General features: G+C 64.3%; 15 protein-coding genes and 1 pseudogene. 5 read left to right on the top strand and 11 right to left on the bottom strand.

Annotation, left to right across the window (positions count from 1 at the left end; genetic code table 11):
- Positions 1 to 144: 144 nt before the first annotated feature.
- Complete coding sequence (locus D906_RS24810; RefSeq protein ID WP_027615799.1) at positions 145 to 5,046, top strand: alpha-2-macroglobulin; 4,902 nt, start codon at positions 145 to 147, stop codon at positions 5,044 to 5,046.
- Between the two features lie 46 nt (positions 5,047 to 5,092).
- Here the strand turns inward: D906_RS24810 and D906_RS24805 are convergent, their stop codons facing one another.
- Positions 5,093 to 5,386, bottom strand: coding sequence for a hypothetical protein (locus D906_RS24805; protein ID WP_016715405.1), 294 nt, complete (start codon positions 5,384 to 5,386; stop codon positions 5,093 to 5,095).
- A 77-nt stretch (positions 5,387 to 5,463) separates the two neighbouring features.
- On the opposite strand from D906_RS24805, the gene pbpC reads away from it, so the two are divergent.
- Both pbpC and D906_RS24795 read left to right on the top strand, forming a co-directional pair.
- Positions 5,464 to 7,818: a peptidoglycan glycosyltransferase PbpC gene (gene pbpC, locus D906_RS24800; RefSeq protein ID WP_027615800.1), complete on the top strand. Its 2,355-nt coding sequence runs from the start codon at positions 5,464 to 5,466 to the stop codon at positions 7,816 to 7,818.
- 91 nt (positions 7,819 to 7,909) lie between these two features.
- The gene (locus tag D906_RS24795; protein WP_027615801.1) at positions 7,910 to 9,565 is read left to right on the top strand and encodes a ShlB/FhaC/HecB family hemolysin secretion/activation protein; all 1,656 of its coding nucleotides are present in this window, start codon (positions 7,910 to 7,912) and stop codon (positions 9,563 to 9,565) included.
- A 68-nt stretch (positions 9,566 to 9,633) separates the two neighbouring features.
- Here D906_RS24795 and D906_RS24790 read toward each other — a convergent pair whose 3' ends face one another.
- From D906_RS24790 to D906_RS24755, 8 genes are all read right to left on the bottom strand, one after another.
- On the bottom strand, positions 9,634 to 10,407 hold the full coding sequence (locus D906_RS24790) for a response regulator transcription factor (RefSeq protein WP_019098619.1): 774 nt from the start codon (positions 10,405 to 10,407) through the stop codon (positions 9,634 to 9,636).
- 119 nt (positions 10,408 to 10,526) lie between these two features.
- Complete coding sequence (locus D906_RS24785; protein ID WP_016715409.1) at positions 10,527 to 10,997, bottom strand: prepilin peptidase; 471 nt, start codon at positions 10,995 to 10,997, stop codon at positions 10,527 to 10,529.
- A 204-nt stretch (positions 10,998 to 11,201) separates the two neighbouring features.
- Entirely contained in the window at positions 11,202 to 11,771 is a 570-nt protein-coding gene (locus D906_RS24780) for a DUF4136 domain-containing protein (protein WP_016715410.1), read from the bottom strand.
- Positions 11,772 to 11,790: 19 nt separating this feature from the next.
- The gene (locus tag D906_RS24775) at positions 11,791 to 12,426 is read right to left on the bottom strand and encodes a DUF4136 domain-containing protein (protein ID WP_027609858.1); all 636 of its coding nucleotides are present in this window, start codon (positions 12,424 to 12,426) and stop codon (positions 11,791 to 11,793) included.
- Between the two features lie 21 nt (positions 12,427 to 12,447).
- Positions 12,448 to 13,197 carry a methyltransferase domain-containing protein gene (locus tag D906_RS24770; protein WP_016715412.1) on the bottom strand — a complete coding sequence of 250 codons (750 nt, stop codon included), beginning with the start codon at positions 13,195 to 13,197 and terminating at the stop codon, positions 12,448 to 12,450.
- Positions 13,194 to 13,499, bottom strand: coding sequence for a MazG-like family protein (locus D906_RS24765; RefSeq protein ID WP_009685784.1), 306 nt, complete (start codon positions 13,497 to 13,499; stop codon positions 13,194 to 13,196). The genes D906_RS24770 and D906_RS24765 overlap by 4 nt, the downstream gene beginning before the upstream one ends.
- A 55-nt stretch (positions 13,500 to 13,554) precedes the next feature.
- On the bottom strand, positions 13,555 to 14,406 hold the full coding sequence (locus tag D906_RS24760) for a MaoC/PaaZ C-terminal domain-containing protein (RefSeq protein ID WP_027615802.1): 852 nt from the start codon (positions 14,404 to 14,406) through the stop codon (positions 13,555 to 13,557).
- A gap of 2 nt (positions 14,407 to 14,408) precedes the next feature.
- On the bottom strand, positions 14,409 to 15,761 hold the full coding sequence (locus D906_RS24755; protein WP_027615803.1) for a 3-oxoacyl-ACP reductase: 1,353 nt from the start codon (positions 15,759 to 15,761) through the stop codon (positions 14,409 to 14,411).
- Positions 15,762 to 15,879: 118 nt separating this feature from the next.
- On the opposite strand from D906_RS24755, the gene D906_RS24750 reads away from it, so the two are divergent.
- On the top strand, positions 15,880 to 17,160 hold the full coding sequence (locus D906_RS24750) for an acetyl-CoA C-acetyltransferase (RefSeq protein WP_027609860.1): 1,281 nt from the start codon (positions 15,880 to 15,882) through the stop codon (positions 17,158 to 17,160).
- 54 nt (positions 17,161 to 17,214) lie between these two features.
- Entirely contained in the window at positions 17,215 to 17,994 is a 780-nt protein-coding gene (locus D906_RS24745) for a helix-turn-helix transcriptional regulator (RefSeq protein ID WP_019099766.1), read from the top strand.
- A gap of 65 nt (positions 17,995 to 18,059) precedes the next feature.
- Here D906_RS24745 and D906_RS27175 read toward each other — a convergent pair whose 3' ends face one another.
- Together D906_RS27175 and D906_RS27170 are read right to left on the bottom strand one after the other, a co-directional pair.
- Positions 18,060 to 18,788 carry a methyl-accepting chemotaxis protein gene (locus D906_RS27175; RefSeq protein WP_371257973.1) on the bottom strand — a complete coding sequence of 243 codons (729 nt, stop codon included), beginning with the start codon at positions 18,786 to 18,788 and terminating at the stop codon, positions 18,060 to 18,062.
- Between the two features lie 129 nt (positions 18,789 to 18,917).
- Positions 18,918 to 19,805 (bottom strand): annotated as a pseudogene (locus D906_RS27170) (cache domain-containing protein); the annotation flags it as partial.
- Positions 19,806 to 19,971: the final 166 nt, after the last annotated feature.

Here is a 19,971-nt window from a genome sequence, read left to right as displayed (position 1 = left end):
ACTTCAACGAGTGTCACAGTGTAACGACCAGGCAACCATTTAGCGCGACCATGGTCTCACCTCGCGCGCAACGCCGGGTGTTGCACCCGACCTTGCGCTATAGTTGTTGCCCTCACGTACACGCTGCCAAAGAGTTCCTACTCCATGTTCAACAAAGGATTGTTGCTGGCCTGCGCGCTGGCCTTGCTCAGTGCCTGTGACTCTTCCACGCCAGACAAACCTGCGCCGGCGCAGAAGCCTGTCGCTACAACGCCCGCCGAAGCCGCTGCCCCCAAACGCGAAGACCCCGCTGTGCTCGCCAAGCGCTACGAGGGCCGCGAACTCACGGTGCTGGACGTATCCGAAGTGCAGCTCGATGGTGCGGCCACACTGTCGATCAGCTTCTCCGCACCGCTGGATGCCAAGCAGGACTTCGCCACCAAGGTACACCTGGTCGACACCGTCAAAGGCAAGCTCGACGGCGCCTGGGAACTTTCTGACAATCAGATGGAACTGCGCCTGCGGCACCTGGAACCACAGCGCAAGCTGGTGCTGACCGTGGACAAGGGCCTGCTCGCGGTCAACGGCAAGCAACTGGACAGCGAGTCGGTCACCCGGCTGGAAACCCGCGACATGCAGCCGACCATCGGCTTTGCCAGCCGTGGATCGCTGCTGCCCACACGCCTGGCCGAAGGGCTGCCGGTGATTGCCCTCAACGTCGACAAGGTCGATGTCGAGTTCTTCCGGGTGAAGCCGGAAATGCTCTCGACCTTCCTGGCCAGCTGGGGGCGCAACAGCAGCCTGTACTACTACCAGTCCAAGGAAACCCTGGACATGGCCGAGCTGGTCTACAGCGGCCGCTTCGACCTCAACCCTGCCCGTAACACCCGCGAAACCGTGCTACTGCCCATCGCCGGCATCAAGCCACTGCAGGATCCGGGCGTGTACCTGGCAGTGATGCGCGCCTCGGGCACCTACGACTACTCGCAGCCGGCGACCCTGTTCACCCTCAGTGACATCGGCGTGTCGGCACACCGTTACCGCGACCGCCTGGACGTGTTCGCGCAGGCGCTGGAAGGCGGCAAGGCGTTGAGCGGCGTCAACCTCGAAATCCATGACGAGAAGGGCAAGTTGCTGGCCCAGGCCAGCACCGATGGCAAAGGCCACGCCCAACTGCCGATCACCCCGAAGGCCGATACCCTGATCGCCACCCAAGGTGTGCACACCACCCTGCTGCGCCTGAACACCGCCGCGCTGGACCTGGCCGAATTCGACATCACCGGCCCCCAGGCCAACCCGCTGCAGTTTTTCATCTTCGGCCCGCGTGACCTGTATCGCCCAGGCGAAACCGTGCTGCTCAACGGCCTGCTGCGCGACCAGGACGGCAAACCCGTCAAAGCCCAACCCGTCAGCGTGGAAGTGCGCCGCCCGGATGAGCAGGTCAGCCGCAAGTTCGTCTGGGAAGCCGACAGCAATGGCTTGTACCAATACCAGCTGCAACTGGCCACCGAAGCCCCGACCGGGCGCTGGCAGTTGCTGCTCGACCTGGGCGGCGGGCGCAAGCAGGTGTATGAGTTCCTCGTCGAAGACTTCCTGCCTGAGCGCCTGGCGCTGGAGCTGAAGGGCAGCAGCACGCCACTGTCGCCGGATGAGGATGCGCGCATCCAGGTCAATGGCCGTTACCTCTATGGCGCCCCGGCTGCCGGTAATCGCCTGAGTGGCCAGGCCTATGTGCGCCCGCTGCGCGAGGCGGTGCCCGCTCTGCCGGGCTACCAGTTCGGCTCGGTCACCGAAACCGAGCTGAACCAGGATCTGGAACTGGACGAAGTCGCCCTCGACCAGGCGGGCAAGGCGGTGGTCGATATCGAAAGCCGCTGGGCCGAAGCCCGCTCGCCGCTGCAACTGACCGTGCAAGCCAGCTTGCAGGAGTCGGGTGGCCGTCCGATCACCCGGCGCCTGGAGCAGCCGATCTGGCCAGCCGAGCGCTTGCCGGGCCTGCGTGGCCTGTTCGATGGCGAGGAAACCGACAGTGACGGGCCAGTGGAATTCGAGTTCCTGGTGGCCGATCGCGATGGCAACAAGCTGGCGGCCGATGACCTCAAGGTGCGGTTGATTCGTGAGCGCCGCGACTACTACTGGAACTACTCGCAGAGCGACGGCTGGAGCTACGCCTACAACGAAAAAATCCTCACTCAGAGCGAAGAGACGGTCAGCGTCAAGGCCGGCTCCACTGCCAAGCTGAGCTTCCAGGTTGAATGGGGCCCTTACCGCGTCGAGGTGGAAGACCCGCTAACTGGCTTGGTTTCCAGCGAACGCTTCTGGGCCGGCTACCGCGCCCAGGACAACGCTGAAGGCGGTGCCGTGCGCCCCGACCAGGTCAAGCTGGCGTTGGACAAACCTTCCTACGCCGACGGTGCCACGGCCAAGGTCACCGTCACCCCGCCTGCCGCAGGTAGCGGCTACCTGATGATCGAGTCCAGCGATGGCCCGCTGTGGTGGCAGGAAATCGACGTGCCCGCCGAGGGCAAGACCTTCGATGTGCAACTGGACAAAGCCTGGGCCCGCCACGACCTGTACATCAGCGCGCTGGTGATCCGCCCGGGTGAGCGCAAGGCCAACGCCACGCCCAAGCGTTCGGTGGGTGTGCTGCACCTGCCGCTGGACCGCGCTGAGCGCAAGTTGGCGGTGAGCCTGCAGGCACCAGACAAGATGCGCCCGAAACAGCCGCTGACCGTGAAGGTGAAGGCCGCCAATGCGGATGGCAGCGTGCCCAAGCAAGTGCATGTGCTGCTGTCGGCGGTTGACGTGGGCATCCTCAACATCACCGACTTCAAAACCCCCGACCCGTTCGCCAGCCTGTTCGGGCGCAAGGCCTATGGCGCCGACCAACTGGACATCTACGGCCAGCTGATCGAAGCCGGGCAGGGCCGCCTGGCCAGCCTGGCGTTCGGTGGTGACGCGGCCATGGCCAAAGGGGGCAAGCGCCCTAATACCACGGTGACTATCGTCGCCCAGCAGAGCCTGCCGGTGACTCTGGATGACAAGGGTGAGGGCGAAGCTACGGTCGACATCCCGGAGTTCAACGGCGAGCTGCGGCTGATGGCCCAGGCCTGGACCGAAGAACACTTCGGCATGGCCGAAGGCAAGACCGTGGTGGCCGCGCCACTGATTGCCGAGCTTTCGGCCCCGCGCTTCCTGGCCGGAGGCGACCGCACCAGTCTGGCGCTGGATTTGGCCAACCTGTCGGGCCGCGCTCAACAACTGAATGTTGAAATCACCACCGAGGGGCAGCTTAGCCTCGTGGCCAGTGCCGTACAGAACGTAGCCCTGACTGAAGGCCAGCGTTCGACACTGATGATCCCGGTGCAGGCCCAGGGCGGCCTGGGGCAAGGCAAGGTGCATGTGCGGGTCACAGGCCTGCAACTACCAAACGAGCCGACCACCGCGTTCGAACGGGAGTGGACGTTGGGCGTGCGCTCGGCCTACCCGGCGATGCTCAAACACTACCGCGTGGCCTTGAAAGACCAGCCCTGGACCTTGCCTGAAGCAGACCTGGCGGCCTTCGAGCCTGCCGGCCTGGAAGCCAGCCTGGCCTTGTCGAGCCGGCCACCGCTGAACCTGGCCGAGCAGATTCGCGCCCTGGAAGCCTACCCCTACGGTTGCCTTGAGCAGACCACCAGTGGCCTTTACCCGTCGTTGTACGCCGATGCCGACAGCCTCAAGCGCCTGGGCATCAAGGGCGAGCCGGCGGACGTGCGCAAGCGCAAGATCGAGATGGGCATCGAGCACCTGTTGGGCATGCAGCGCTACAACGGCAGCTTTGGCCTGTGGAGTTCGGACAGCGAAGAAGAGTACTGGCTGACTGCCTATGTCACCGACTTCCTGCTGCGTGCCCGTGACCAGGGTTACGGCGTGCCGGCCGAGGCGCTGAAGAAGGCCAGCGAGCGCCTGCTGCGCTACCTGCAAGAGCGCAACCTGATCGAAGTGGACTACAGCGAAAACGCCGACCACACCCGCTTCGCCGTGCAGGCCTATGCAGCGCTGGTGCTGTCGCGCAGTCAGCAGGCGCCGTTGGGTGCCTTGCGTGGCCTGTTCGAGCGCAGTGCCGATGCGCGTTCCGGCTTGCCGCTGGTACAACTGGCAGTGGCACTGGACAAGATGGGCGACAAGCCGCGAGCCGAGCAGGCTTTGCAGGCGGGCCTGGGCATCAGCCGTGGCAAAGGCTGGATGGCGGACTACGGCAGCGCACTGCGTGATCAGGCGTTGATCCTGGCCTTGTTGCAGGAGAGCAACCTTGCCAGCAGTCAGGTCGACCAGCGGCTGTTCGCCTTGTCGGACGAACTGGCGGCCAACCGCTGGTTGTCGACCCAGGAGCGCAATGCACTGTTCCTTGCCGGCCGTGGCCTTTTGGGCAAGCCGGAAGGCAAGTGGCAGGCACGCCTGGACAGCGCTGGCGAGGTGCGCGAGTTCAACAATGCCGAAGCCGGCATGAAGCTGGAAGGCCCGTTGCTGGCTTCGCCGCTGAGCGTGCAGAACGAAGGCAGCGAGACGCTGTACCAGCAACTCACCCTGTCTGGTTACCCCCGTCAGGCGCCTGCGGCCGGCGGCAATGGTATGCAGATTCGCCGTGAGTACCTGGGCATGAATGGCCAGCCATTGGACCTGCATAACCTGCGCAGCGGCGACCTGGTGCTGGTGCACCTTGCGCTCAAGGCTGAAGACCGCGTGCCGGATGCCTTGGTGGTGGACTTGCTGCCCGCAGGCCTGGAGCTGGAAAACCAGAACCTGGCGCAGAGTGCCGCCAGCCTGGACAACGCCAGCACCGCGGTGAAGGAATGGCGCGAGTCGATGCAGAACGCCAGCGTGGTGCACCAGGAGTACCGTGATGACCGTTATGTTGCCGCGCTCAAGCTCGACGGCTACGGCACCACCCACCTGTTGTACCTGGCGCGGGCGGTGACCCCGGGCACCTACCGTGTGCCGCCGCCGCAGGTTGAGTCGATGTACCGGCCGAACCTGCAGGCCGTGGGGGATGGGCAAGGGGAGATGACCGTAAAAGCCCGGTAAGAATCTGCCCTGCGCATCCACAGGGTCGCGCAGGGCAGCTCTACCATCAGTGAATCACCCAGCTCATCACCCACAGCCCCAGCACCAGCCAGATGATCCCGAGGATGATCGAGGCGCGCATGAACGCGCGGATGGCCGAGTACAGCAGCATCAGGCCGACGATCAGGGCCAGGATGCTGAGCAGCGAGGTGTCCATGCCCAGTGTGCGCGCCAGGCCGTCGATGAAATTGCCGCCAGCATTGGCCAGCAGGTTGAACAGCCCGCTCAATGCGTCGACGATGAAGCGGATCAACGACCCCAGTGCCTGGCCCAGCCACTCGAAAAAACCTTCTACATGCATAGTTGTTTCCTGATGAACGATTCGGCGAGGTTGCCGTTCCCAAGCCTTTGGCCATCACCTGGCCAGGTCGGTTCCCGATGCCAAGCTTAGCGCGGCCATGCACGCGTGCGGGCAAGTGGTTGCGTGCCACGGTAATCGGCTTGCTAGTGCTGTGTGGCCTGGTGTGGCTGGCTGACCGGATCTGGCCGCTGCCCATGCCGGGCGACGACCTGGCCCGGGTGGTGGTGGCCGAAGACGGCGCGCCGTTGTGGCGCTTTGCCGATGCCGAGGGTGTTTGGCGCTACCCGGTCAGCCCTGACGAAGTTTCGCCGTTGTACCTGCAGGCCTTGCTGACTTACGAGGACCGCTGGTTCTACCGCCATCCCGGGGTCAACCCGCTGGCCTTGGCCCGAGCCGCCTGGCTGAACCTGCGCGGCGGACGCGTGGTGTCGGGCGGCAGCACGCTGTCGATGCAGGTGGCACGGCTGCTCGACCCGCATGAACGTACCCTGGCCGGTAAACTGCGCCAACTGTGGCGTACGGCGCAGCTGGAGTGGCATCTGTCCAAGCGCGAAATCCTGCAGATCTACCTTGACCGCGCACCCTTTGGCGGCACCTTGCAGGGGGTTGCCGCAGCCAGCTGGGCGTACCTGGGCAAATCACCCTTGCACCTGACCCCGGCCGAAGCAGCGCTGCTGGCGGTACTGCCACAGGCGCCCAGCCGGCTAAGGCCGGACCGCCATCCTGCGCGTGCCCAGCGTGCCCGCGACAAGGTGCTGCAGCGCCTGGCCGAATACCAGGTATGGCCTGCGCAGCAAATCCGCGAGGCAGCCGAGGAGCCGCTGGTGCTGGCGCCACGTCAGGAGCCCGCCTTGGCGCCCTTGCTCGCCAGACGGCTGAACAGCGCCGACAGCCCACCGCTGATCCGCACCACCCTCGATGCGGCACTGCAGCGGCGCCTGGAAGACCTGCTGTTGGGCTGGCGTGCGCGCCTGCCGGAGCGTACCTCGGCAGCCATCCTGGTAGTCGAGGCGCAGACCATGGCGGTGCGTGCCTACCTGGGCTCGATTGATCTGGCCGATGAGCGCCGCTTCGGGCATGTCGACATGGTGCGTTCGCTACGTTCACCCGGTTCTACGCTCAAGCCGTTCCTGTACGGCATGGCGCTGGATGATGGCCTGATCCATTCCGAATCGCTACTGCAGGACGTGCCACGCCGCTATGGCGACTACCGGCCCGGTAACTTCTCCATGGGCTTCAGCGGGCCGGTGTCGGCCAGTTCGGCGCTGGCCCTGTCACTCAACTTGCCGGCGGTGCAATTGCTGGAGGCCTACGGCCCGAAACGCTTTGCCGCGCAACTGCGCATGGCGGGTATGCCGCTGATACTACCGCCGCTGGCCGAGCCCAACCTGTCGTTGATCCTCGGTGGCGCCGGTAGCCGTCTGGAAGATTTGGTGGGTGGTTATGCAGCCTTCGCGCGCGGTGGCAACAGCGCGAGGGTGCGCTTGCAACCTCAGGAGCCGCTGGTAGAGCGGCGGTTGCTGTCACCGGGGGCGGCGTGGATCATCCGGCGCATTCTCAGTGGCCAGGCGCGCCCCGACCGCGACCCGCACGCCGAGCTGGTGCAGCGCCCGCAACTGGCCTGGAAAACAGGAACCAGTTATGGCTTTCGCGATGCCTGGTCGATTGGTGTGGGCCCGCGCTACCTGATCGGCGTGTGGATCGGCCGCCCCGATGGCACGCCGGTACCCGGCCAGTTTGGCCTGGCCTCGGCGGCGCCACTGATGCTGCAGGTGCATGACCTGCTGAGCAACCGCGACAGCCAGCGCGGCATCAGCGTGCCGGTGGAGCGGGTGCCGGCGAATATCGGGGTGGCGGCGATCTGTTGGCCGCTGGGCCAGCCGATGAGCAAGCAGGACCCCAACTGCCGGCGTCAGCGTTTTGCCTGGACCCTGGATGGCACCACGCCGCCAACCCTGCAAGCTGCCGATCAGCCGCTGGGCCTGGGCCTGCGTGAGCGCGTGTGGGTCAACGAGCAGGGGCTGCGCGTGGATGGTAGCTGCCCAAGCGCCAAGGCCCGTGACATTGCATTGTGGCCGGCCCCGCTGGAGCCCTGGCTACCCCGTGTCGAGCGGCGCGCGGCGCGCCTGCCGGCCATCGACCCGGCCTGCCCGCCGCAGGTGCCGGCCAGCGCACCGCCGCTGTCGATCGTCGGCGTGCGCCCCGGCGACAACCTGCGCCGCCCGGCCACCAGCAGCGAGCCGTTGCAACTCTATGTATCGGCCTTGGGCGGGGGCGGGCGGCGCTGGTGGTTCCTCAATGGCCAGCCCTTGGGCGAAACCCAGGGGCAGGACAGCCTGCTGGTTCGCTTGCCGCAGGTCGGACAGGCCGAGCTCAGCGCGGTGGATGAAAGCGGCGAGACGGCGCGGGTGGCGTTCCAGGTCAGCGAGTAGGCGTTCGACGGCATTCGGGCCAGCACCTACGCTTGCAGATAACGGGTGTGACCGGCTGGCGCCCCGCAACCAAGGGAACATGGAGCGCCCTATGCGTCCTCTGGCCGTGCCCCTGCTGTTGTTGCCTTGGGCGCTTGCTGCCCACGCAGAGCCGTTGCCGGGTTTTCTCGACAGCCATGAATACGAACGGCGCCTGCCTGCTGCCAACCTGCCGATAGAGGCCTACCGCCCCATCAGCCCGAACCTGAGGTTGGCCGGGCCGGTTGGCGAAAGACTTGACTGGGCACCTGCGGACACGCCCGTCGTTGTGCATAAAGTGCGTTTCGAGGGGGGCACGGTGTTCCCCTTGAGTGATCTGCGCGAGCACTACCAGCCGCTGGTCGGGCGCCAGACCACGTTGGGCGAATTGCAGCAGTACACCCGGCAGCTAACCCAGCGCTATCGGCAGGAGGGCTACCTGCTTTCCTATGCCTACCTGCCACCGCAGGATGTGGCCGAGGGCCGGGTGAATGTGGTGCTGGTCGAGGGTTACATCCGCGATTACCACATCGACGGTGATATCGGCCTGGCCAGCGACTATCTCCGGCAGCTATTGGCACGCCTTGAGACTGAGCGCCCGCTGACCCGCGAAACGCTAGAACGCTACCTGGGGCTGGCAGGGCGCTTGCCCGGCGTGTCGATAGAGGCTGAGCTGGCGATGGCAAGAACCGGTGACGGTGCGGCCCTTTTGACCGTGCATGCGCGGCACAAACCGTTCAGCGCCGCTGTTACTTTGGCAGACTCCAGTCGCGATGATGCACAGGCGCTGCTGACGGCCACCAGCAATGCCCAGACCCGCTTTGCCGAACAGTTCCAGGCCAGCCTGCTACTGCCCCCGGGCGATGACCAGGTGCATTACCAACGGCTGGATTACAGCCAGCACCTGGACGAGGCCGGCAGCCAACTGTTGTTGTCGGCTTCGCGCTACCGCAGTGAGCCGGACACGCGAATCCGCCTGGACGATGGCCGCGACATCACCCGTGAGCGTGACAGCCAACGCTATGCGATAGGCCTGCGCCAACCCGTGATTGTCAGGCCGAATGAATGGCTGGCCGTGCAGGGACACGTGTATGCGGTCAGCGAACATGTCGAAGAGCGGCAGTCTTCGTCACGGGACTACGACACTTCTGTGCGCGCGCTGTCATTCGAGGGCGACTGGCGCAAAGTGGAAGGTAGTCGCCTGCGCATGGTCAGTGCCGGGGTCTACCAAGGCCTGGATTACCTGGGCGCCCGCAGCGATGCCGACTACGACATGGACTTTTTGCGGTTCAGGTTGTCGGCCCTGCAAAGTGACCCGCTGTCAGCGAGTTGGCAGGGTGTAGTGTCTGGCGCGTTGTACTGGAGTGATGACCGGCTACCTGATAGCGAACGGGTGGGGTTTGGTGGGCAGAGCTTCGGGCGTGGCTATCCCCGTGATCAGGCCGACGGAGACAAGGGGTGGGGTGTGGCTTACGAGGTGAGCTACAGCATGCGGGGTAGCAGGTTGGCGCTGGTTCAGCCCTATTTGGCAGTGGATGCGGCGCAGACCTGGCATAACCGGGGATCGGTGGAGGATGCCCACCTGGCTTCGGCGGCACTGGGTGTACGGTTGGGGGATGGGCGGCTTTTCAATGTTGCGATGGAGGTGGCAAAACCGCTGGCGGATGTGGCGTTGGACAGTCTGGACCGTGCCCCCCGCTTGACCTTGAGTATTGGCCTTCAACTGTAGGGGGGCGCTTTGCGCGCCTTGTGTCGCGATGGGCTGCAAAGCAGCCCCGGCAATTTTGAAGCAGTCACTTAGTGGGTAGTAAACCGCTGGTGAACCGGTGACGAACTGGGCGTCAGTGCCAGTGCCAACTGGGTGCGGTTGTGCATGTGGGTCAGGCGCAGTACCTGCGACACATACAACTTCACCGTGTTTTCGGTAATGCCCAGCTCACAGGCAATCTGGTAGTTGGTCTTGCCCTTGCTCACCAGTCGTGCCACTTCAAGTTGGCGCGGCGATAGCTTCTCGAACGCTGCCGGTAGCTCGCTCTCACTGTCTTCCACATCGCTGGCGCGTCGGTGGGTGCCTTGGCCGCGGGCCTTTTCCAGGTCCTGGTACAATTCGTCCACCGAGTCGGCCAGATTCTGCAACCGCTGGTTCAACCCGCCCAAGGCGCGGAAGTTGCGCTGGCGCTCCAGTAGGGCCTCTTCCTGGCGGCGCACGCCCTCGAGCAGTTCATCGAGGTCCGTGGGCTTCTGGTAGTAATCGGCAAAGCCTTCACGCAGGGCACGGATCACATCCTGTTTTTCCGCGCGCCCGGTCAGCATGATGGCTTCGAACATGCGCTGCCCGGTGATTTGCTTGAGCGCGCGAACCAGTTCGATACCATCACGGTCGGGCATGTGCAGGTCGCAGATGATCAGGCCAATGGCCTCGTCGGCCAGGTAGCGCTCGAGGGCTTCGTCGGTGGAATGGGCCGGCAGGCAGTGGTAACCCCGGGTTTCAAGAAACTCACATAGCTGTTCGACGATGACTGGCTGGTCATCGACCACCAAAATCTTCACATCACTGAAAGGTCTGGACACGATCAACTCCCTGTTCGTATGCGGCCCTGCTCCCGGGCCAGACGCTCTGGCAGCTTAAAAATAGCCCTACGTTGCGATTTTGTACAAGGCATGTACAAGGTATCGGACCATAGGTTGCTTTATTGGATCCATACCGCCGTTAGAAGAAAACCTGCTAACACATAGGGTACGAAGGCCTGTTTGTCGCCCATTTCTTCAGTCAGGGTTTGCAACCGCTTCTTCACTTTGGGGTTGAGCAGGGTCCACAGGCGCCGGCGGGTGAGCAGCCACACCAGCACACTGACGCCGGCGCCGATGAAGGTGCCGAGCACGTATTGCGGGCTGGTGGCGAGGGCCAGTGCGCCCATCAGCTTGACGTCGTCGGCACCGAAGCGGCCGAGCATGTACCCCGGCAAGGTCAGCAGCATGACGATGGCCAGCGCCCAGCCGGCATCGGCGGCCTCGGCGCCGATCCAGCTGCGACCGGTGGCGAACAGCCAGACCAGAGCGCCCGTTGCCACGCCCAGGGTCAGCAGGTTGGAGATCTGGCGTTGACGCACATCCTGTTCGGAGCACAAGGCAAGCCACAGCAGGAGAACAATGCTTTGCATTGGCAGGTCGCCTTTCCCAAAAGTTGAACACTTCTACCCGGTCAGTCAGGTTTCCTTAAGTGAAGATAGACGGGAACCTGCGAGGGAGTGGGCGGGAACGGGAAAAAGGCGTGGTCGAAATGGATTTTGTCGTTCTTGACACCGTTTAAGTGGGGGAGCGACCTTGGGGCGCGAAAAGGTGCTCCCACTATTAAGGGCTGAGGCTTATTTCTTGCTACCCGGCGGGTAGTTGGCCAATACCTTGTTCACAGTATTGCGGATGGCGCTGTTGCGTTCTTCCGGGCTTGGCGGGTAGTTGTTCATGATTTGCTCGGCACTGCCGCGCCACACCAGCTTGCCGTCACGCCCATCGAACATGTCCACCTGAATGGTCGCGACCTTGTAGTCGACACTGCGGGTTTCGTTGTACATCGGGCCACCCCAGTAACCGCCCCAATAGCCACCCCAGCCACCGCCATAGTTGGTGGTGATCTGCTGCTGGCGCTGCTCGACGATCAGGTAGGTGCGGACCGTCAGGTCAGGCCGTGCGCCACCCTGGACCGGGCGCAGCCCACGTTGGTCGAGCTGGTCGGCTACCGCCTGGCGGATGCGCTGCTCGGTAAGGTCGCTCTTGATGCGGGGGTCGTCCGGGCGGTACTGCAGGCCCGGTTCCTGCCACGCCCAGCTGCGGTAAGCGGCAAAGTCACGGCTGGCATCGAAATCCTGCTGGACGTTGTTGCTGGAGCAGGCTGCAAGCAGTAACACGAATGACAGTAAAACGAGACGGCGCAACATGATGGTTCTCCGTTAGCGATTAACTGGGAGGATAGCCGCTGAGCGCCTTGTGCACAGAGTCTCGCAGGGCGCTTTCGCGTTCACGCGGCGAGTCCTTGTCGCTGCCGCTTTCGGCGCTGGCACTCCATACCGGCTGACCGCTGCGAGCGTCGTACAGGTCGATGCGCACTACCATCACGTCCACTTCGTAGGTGCGTACGATGGGCACGCTGGCATAACCCCCGTAGCCATGGCGATAGCCACCATAGCCCACGCCACCGTAGGGGTAGGGGCCGTAGTACGGGTCGTAGGTGTCGTAGTCACGCACCTGGCGCAAGCGTTTTTCCAGGCGCATGTCTGCGCTCACCAGCAGGTCGCCGGTGGCACCTCGGGCGGGGCGCAGGCCATGCTGGTCGAGTGCCCCGCTGACAGCATCGGCCAGTTGCGCAGGATCGGCATTGGCCGAGCCACTGGGCAGTTCGCCGTTGCGCCAGCTCCAACTGCGGTAGTGCCCATAATCGCGGGCGGGTGCCGGGTAGGCACTGGCGTCGAAGGTGGTGGCCGCCTGGGCGGGGGCCGGAGGCAGCGGGCGGCTGCTGGCCACATACGGGTTGCTGCCCTGGCAGCCAGCCAGGGCGAATGGCAGCAGGGCCAGGCACAACAGACGGTACGGCATGAACTCCTCCGGCAGGGTGGGTTAGCGGGGGCGGCACACCCAGTGCAGGTAGCGGCCAAGCCCGGCGAAGGCGGGGTGGCGGCGGTGGGCCAGTTCCATTTCCAGCAGGTCGAGCAGCTCGGCCTTGCCCTGGAACTCCTTGGGCATGTAGTCGTGGAACACCCGCACACCGCTTTCGCTTTCAACTTGCCACATAGGATCAAGTTGCGCCTTGAGCGCGCGTGGATCAAGCGGTTTCTGTGGGGTCAGGCTCTGCTTTTCACCTTCCAGCCGGTTGCTGCGCAACTTGCGGAAATGGCCTTTGAGCAGGTTGCGGTAGACCAGGGCGTCGCGGTTGTAGAAGGCCAGTGACAGCCACCCGGAAGGGGCTGTGAGCTGGTGCAGCACGGGCAGGATGCTCTCAGGCTCTGCCAGCCATTCGAGTACGGCATGGCACAGCACCAGGTCGTAAGGTTCGGTGAGCTGGCCAAGCAGGTCTTGCCAGGGGGCCTGGATGAACGTGGCAGTCTGGCCAGCCTCGGCAAAGCGCGCGCGGGCGCCATCGAGCATGGGGGCGGCGGGCTCGGCCAAGGTCAGATGATGACCACGCTGGGCCAGCCACAAGGCCATGTGGCCCAGCCCGGCACCGATATCGAGAATGCGCAGCGGACGATCGGGCAGTGCCTCGGCCAGGTCAGCCTGCAGCACGGCCAGGCGGATTGCGCCCTTGGCACCGCCGTAGATCTTCTCGGCAAAGCGAGTGGCCAGCTCATCGAAGTGACGGTCATTCATCGGGCGAAGCGCCTTTCGCTGTCGGCCAGCTTGGCCCGCACCACCTGGTCCATGTCCAGGCCCAGCTCGCTGCACAGCAGCAACAGATAGAGCACCACATCACCGACCTCCTGGCCGGCGTGGGCCAGTTTGTCGGCAGGCAGCTGGCGCGATTCGTCTTCGCTCAGCCACTGGAAAATTTCTACCAGCTCGGCCATTTCGACGCTGGCGGCCATCGCCAGGTTCTTCGGGCTGTGGAAGCCGCGCCAGTCGTTGTTGTCGCGGATCTGGTGCAGGCGTTGGGTGAGTTCTTGCAGATTCATCGGGGTCTCCTAATGCTGCATAGCTTCTGCCCAGGCCCGATGCAAAGCAAGTGGCCTACAGTCGATCCCACCGCCCGACCATATGCAATACCCCCCCATGCCCATCCAGCCGTAGTTGACCTGCAGTGCCCGCCTCACTGGCACTGAGCACCACCTCCGACGGCAACCGTACCGGTTTGCGGAAGTCCACTTCAAAGGCATACCCACTGTGCGGCAGGTGCCCACGCAATGCCGCCAGGGCCATGGCCATGCTCCACATGCCATGGGCAATGGCTGTAGGAAAGCCGAACAACCGGGCACTGACAGCACTGAGGTGGATAGGGTTGTAGTCCCCGCAGACCTTGGCATACCGCCGGCCGATGTCACTGTCGGCGTACCAGCGGCAGGCCTCGGGTAATGCATCTGGCTCAGCTTCGGGTCGTTCACTTGCCTCGCCTTCCAGCTTCAACCCACGTACCAGCATGCGGCTGGTCTCGCGCCAGAGTAGGCCTATGCCGTCTTCGGCCTCGGTGATCAAATCGAAGGTGCCGCCCTTTGCATGCGGTTGCAGGTTGTGCGCATACACCGCAAAGCGCAGCCCCTCGATACCGCCAAGCGAGCGCAGCACTTCGATGCGGTTGTACAGATGCACCAGGCCGAGCAGTGGGAAGGGGAAGTCTGGAGCGGTCATCAACTGCAACTGCAGGTTGAATGCCATTGCATGTGGATATGTCGCCGGCAGGCGGCCATCGTCGGGAAAGTGGCAGAGCTTGCGGTAGGTGCTCAGGTTGCCCGGCTGAACCGGGATGAAGCAGCGTAGGCCATCATCCGGCAGGTGGTCGCCGCTGATGGTGCGTTTGCTGGCTGCGCGCAGGTACAGGCTGGCGCGCGAAGCCGGGCTGTGCAGGTCATGCCAGTGTCGGCTCATGCTCAGGCTCCCATCAATGCCTGGCCGCACACCCGCAGCACCTGGCCGTTGACTGCCCCGGAGCCCGGTTGGCTGAGCCAGGCAATGGCTTCGGCGACGTCCTGCGGGCGCCCGCCCTGGCCCAACGAGCTCAGGCGCCGGCCGGCCTCGCGCAGGCCCATGGGCATGGCTGCGGTCATGTGGGTTTCGATAAAGCCGGGCGCCACGGCATTGATGCTGCCGCCATGTTCGGCGAGCCGGGGCGCCCAGGCCTGGGCCAGACCGATCAGCCCGGCCTTGCTGGCGGCGTAGTTGGCCTGCCCACGGTTGCCGGCAATGCCGCTGACCGAGGCCAGCAGGGTGATACGTGCGTTTTCCCCCAGTGCGCCACTGTCATACAGCGCCTGGGTCAGTACCTGTGGGGCCTTGAGGTTGACAGCCAGCACCGCGTCCCAGTAATCCGGGGTCATGTTGACCAGGGTCTTGTCACGCGTGATACCCGCGTTGTGCACCACGATGTCGATGCCGTCGGGCAAGGCCGCCAGCAGTTGCGTTGCCGCGTCGCTGGCGCAGATGTCCAGCGGCAGCGCCTTGCCACCCAGGCGTGCAGCCAGGGCGTCGAGGTCCTGGCTGGCCTGCGGCACATCCAGCAGCAGCACGTCGGCGCCGTCCCGTGCCAGGGTTTCGGCGATAGCGGCGCCGATGCCGCGCGCTGCGCCAGTGACCAGGGCACGACGGCCGGCCAGTGGGCGGGTCCAGTCCTCCACCTGGCTGATACAGGCTTCCAGGCGCAGCACCTGGCCAGAAATGAAGGCACTCTTGGGCGAGAGGAAAAAGCGCAGGGCGCCTTCCAGCTGGTCATCGGCACCGGAAGCGACATACAGCAGCTGGGCAGTCGCGCCGTTGCGCAGTTCCTTGGCCAGCGAACGGCTGAAGCCTTCCAGTGCCCGTTGGGCAACGCTGGCCAACAGGTTGTCGAGGCTTTCCGGTGCGCGCCCCAGCACCACGATATGCGCGCAAGGCGCCAGGCTACGCAGCAGGGGCTGGAAAAATTCGCGCAACTGCTTCAAGGCATCGCTGTCGGACAGATGACGGGCATCGAATACCACGGCCTTGATTTTCGGCCCCAGGCCGGCCACCCAGGCTTCAGCCTGCAGGTCGTCGGCATTGAAGCTGTAAACCTCGTCAGTCAGGCATGGGGCGATGGCTTCGATCTGTTTCGCCATTGGCCCGCCGCCCAGCACCAGCGCCCCTTCCACCGGGCGTAGGCGGCCGGCCTGCCAGCGCTCCAGCGGGGCCGGGCGTGGCAGGCCAAGGGCATCCACGAGGCGGCGGCCGAGGTTGGAGTTGGCAAAGCCGAGGTAGCGATCGCTCATGGGTGGGTCTCCGCAAAGGCAAGCTTGAAAGTGTGGACCAACTTTGTGGCAAGGTCGTTCGCCCACGGTAAAAACACCTAGGCTGTACGGATCAAATTGTTTCAGGAGGAAAAAGCGCATGCGTTCACTTCGCCGGGTCGCGATCCTGGGCGGCAACCGAATTCCCTTCGCCCGCTCCAACGGCGCTTACGCCACGGCCAGCAACCAGGCGATGCTCACTGTTGCCCTTGAAGGATTGATCGAACGCTATCGCCTGCATGGGCTGCGGCTGGGGGAGGTAGTGGCTGGCGCGGTGCTCAAGCACTCGCGCGACATGAACCTCACCCGCGAATGTGTGCTGGGTTCGCGCCTTTCACCGCAGACCCCGGCCTATGACCTCCAGCAAGCCTGCGGTACCGGGCTCGAAGCGGCGTTGCTGGTGGCCAACAAGATCGCCTTGGGGCAGATCGACAGTGGTATTGCCGGCGGCGTGGATACCACCTCCGACGCACCGATTGCCGTCAACGAAGGTCTGCGCCACATCCTCCTGCAAGCCAACCGTGGCAAAAGCCTGAGCGAGCGGCTCAAGCCCTTTCTCAAGCTCAGGCCTCACCACCTGAAACCCGAACTACCACGCAATGGCGAACCACGCACCGGCCTGTCAATGGGCGAGCATTGCGAGCGTATGGCCCAGGCCTGGCGCATTGGCCGTGCCGAACAGGACGCGTTGGCGCTGCTCAGCCACCAGAAACTGGCTGCCGCGTATGCCGAGGGTTGGCAGGATGATTTGCTGACGCCGTTTCTTACGTTGACCCGCGACAATAACCTGCGCCCCGACCTGACCCTTGAGCAGTTGGCCAAGCTGCAACCCGCCTTTGACCGCAGCGGGCAGGGCACGCTGACGGCCGGTAACGCCACACCGCTGACGGACGGCGCCTCAATGGTGTTGCTGGGCAGCGAGGAATGGGCCGCGCAGCAGGGGCTGGAGGTGCTGGCTTATCTGGTCGATGGCGAAACCGCTGCGGTGGACTTTGTGACCGGTCGCGAAGGGCTCTTGATGGCGCCGGTGTATGCCGTGCCACGCTTGCTGGCGCGCAATGGCCTGACCTTGCAAGACTTTGACTACTACGAAATTCACGAAGCCTTCGCTGCCCAGGTGCTGTGTACGCTCAAGGCCTGGGAAGATGCCGATTATTGCCGTGAACGGTTGGGGCTGGAGGCGCCGCTTGGGGCGATTGACCGCAGCAAGCTCAATGTAAAAGGCAGCTCGCTGGCGGCGGGGCACCCGTTTGCGGCCACCGGAGGGCGCATATTGGCCAACCTGGCCAAGCTATTGGCCACGGCGGGGAAGGGGCGGGGGTTGATATCGATTTGTGCGGCAGGTGGGCAGGGGGTGACGGTGATTGTCGAGCGCACCTGACGTGCGCCTGCGTCAGCTGTTAGGCTTGTCCCATCAGAACTACAAGAAGCCGCCATGCCGATCATCGGACATCCCCGCGCCATCCCGGCGCTGGACCACCTGCCCAGGCCTCTTTACGCCCGTGCCGAAAGCCTCGGCGCCGGCTCCTGGACCACCCGCCACCAGCACGACTGGGTGCAGTTTTCCTACGCCATCAGCGGCGTACTTGGTGTGTACACCCGCGACGGCAGTTACTTCGCGCCGCCCCAGTGGGGGGTGTGGATTCCTGCTGATGCCGAGCACGAAGTGGTGACCTCGATGCAGGCCGAAATGCGCAGCCTGTATGTACGGCGTGATGCCTGCCCGTGGGCGCCAGAGCAATGCCGGGTGCTGGAAGTAACCCCGCTGGCACGCGAGCTGATCAAGCAGTTTTGCCTGTTCCCGGCGGATTACCCCGAAGATGACAGCGCCGAAGCACGCTTGGTGGCGGTGCTGCTCGACCAGTTGCGCACGTTGCCCGAGGTCGGGTTTTCGCTGCCGTTGCCACGGCACCCTGGGTTGCTGGCGCTGTGCAACGGTTTGATTGCTGCACCGGACCAGCCGCAGACATTGCAGCAATGGGCGCGGGAGCTGGGTTGCTCGGAGAAGACGCTGATGCGGCTGTTCCAGCGGGAGACAGGGTTGAGCTTTCGAAACTGGCGGCAGCGCATGCGGCTGTTGTCGTCGCTGGCGTTGCTGGAGGCGGGGGAGAATGTGACCGAGGCGGCGCTGGGATGTGGGTATGACTCGACTTCGGCTTACATTGCGGCGTTCAAGCAGTTGTTCGGGGCGACGCCTGGGGAGTTGAAGCTTTAGTCCTCGGTTACCTGTACCGGCCTCTGCGCGGCGTTAGTCGCGAAGAGGCCGGTACAGGTAACGCATCAGGTGCGGAACCTGCGCACCAGCGCATCCAGCTCATTGGACAGCCCTGCCAGGCTCTCCGAGTCCACCCGCGCCGCCTGGGCCAGTTCGGCCACCAGCTGGGCATCACCGTGAATCTGGCTGATGTGACGGTTGATGTCCTCGGCCACCTGATGCTGTTCCTCGGCGGCTGTGGCGATCTGCGTATTCATGTCGCGGATCACATCCACCGATTCCCGGATTTGCCCGAAGCTGTCGCGTGCCAGGCCAATGCGGCTCACCGATTGCTGCGATACCTCCAGGCTGGCATGCATCTGCGCGGCCACTTCGGCAGTGCGGTTGGCCAGGTTGCCCAGCAGGCCATCGATTTCGGCAGTGGAGTCGGCAGTGCGTTTGGCCAGGGCCCGTACTTCATCGGCCACCACGGCAAAGCCACGGCCTTGCTCACCCGCGCGGGCGGCTTCGATGGCGGCGTTGAGGGCCAGCAGGTTGGTCTGCTCGGCGATCGAGCGGATGGTGCCGAGGATCGACTGGATGGCATTGCTGTCCCGCTCCAGCTGCTGGATCGACTGCGCCGACTGCTCGATTTCCTGGCTCAGGCGGTCAACGCTGTGTACCGCTGCATCGATCTGCTGCTGGCCTTCGCGGGCCTGCTGCTGACCGCTGTCGGCCGACTGCGCTGCCTGGCTGCAGGAGCGCGCCACTTCGTTGGCGGTGGCGACCATTTCGTGGAACGCAGTGGAAACCATGTCCACGGCTTCGCGCTGGCGGCCTGCGGCCTCGGCCATGTCGCTGGAGACGCGGGTCGAGCTGCTGGAGGTGCTGAGGATTTTGCCGGCGGCAGCGCCAATGTGCTGGATCAGGCTGCGGATGGCACTCAGGAACTGGTTGAACCAGCTGGCCAGTTGCGCGGTTTCGTCGCGGCCGCGGATTTCCAGGTTACGGGTCAGGTCACCTTCACCTTGGGCAATGTCTTCCAGGCCGTTGGTAACGCTGTTGATAGGGCGCACGATCAGCTTGGCGAACGCTGCACCCACCACGGCGAACAACGCCGCCAGCACCACGGCGATGACCCCGATCAGCCAGGTTAGCCGGGTGGTGGTCTGCATCACTTCGCTGTGTTCGATCAGGCCGATGAAGGTCCAGCCTAGTTGCTCGTCGGGGTAGACGTTGGCCATGTAGTGCACGCCATTGAGCTCGACTTCGACCAGGCCTTTGCCCGCCTTGGCCAACTCGGCATAACCACCGCCAACGCTCGCCAGTTGCTTGAAGTTGTGCCCGGCGTCGCGTGGGTCGACCATTACGTTACCGTTGCTTTCCACCAGCATCAGGTAGCCGCTTTCGCCCAGCTTGATCTGCTTGATGATCTCGGTCAGGCCCTTGAGCGACACGTCAATGTTGACCACGCCACCGGGGTTGCCCAGCTGGTTGGCCACGGCGCGCACGGTGCTGACCAGTACCGCATCGTCTGCCGCCCAGTAGTAGGCGCCGGTACGAACGGTTTTCCCCGGGTTGGCCATGGCCAGTTGGTACCAGGGGCGAGTGCGTGGGTCGTAATTGACGAACTTCTGCCCTGCCGGCCAGCCTGTGTAGCCACCGTCGTTCACCCCGTAGGACAAGTAGGCATACGCAGGGTGTGAGTTGGCCAGGCGGGTCATGAAGTCAAGGAGCTTGCTGGCCTGCTCGCCCAGTTCGTAGGACGGCGAGGCACTCATGTACTTGTTCAGCTCGCTGCCCGTGGCGGCGACCATTGGCTGCGAAGCCATGTACTCGACGTTCTGGTTGATGCCCTGGAAGAAGATGTTCATCGCGTTGCTGACCTGACGGATTTCCCGGCTGCTGCTGTCGAGGAATCCGTCGCGGGCTTCGCCACGCAGGTTGAGGACCACCAAGGTGGCCACGAGGACGATGGGCAAGCCGGCGATGACCGCG

This window comes from Pseudomonas sp. LAIL14HWK12:I1, from assembly GCF_003202095.1.
Classification (GTDB): domain Bacteria; phylum Pseudomonadota; class Gammaproteobacteria; order Pseudomonadales; family Pseudomonadaceae; genus Aquipseudomonas; species Aquipseudomonas monteilii.
The sequence above is the reverse complement of the archived record's forward strand: the minus strand, read 5'-3'. Positions and strand labels throughout refer to the sequence as shown.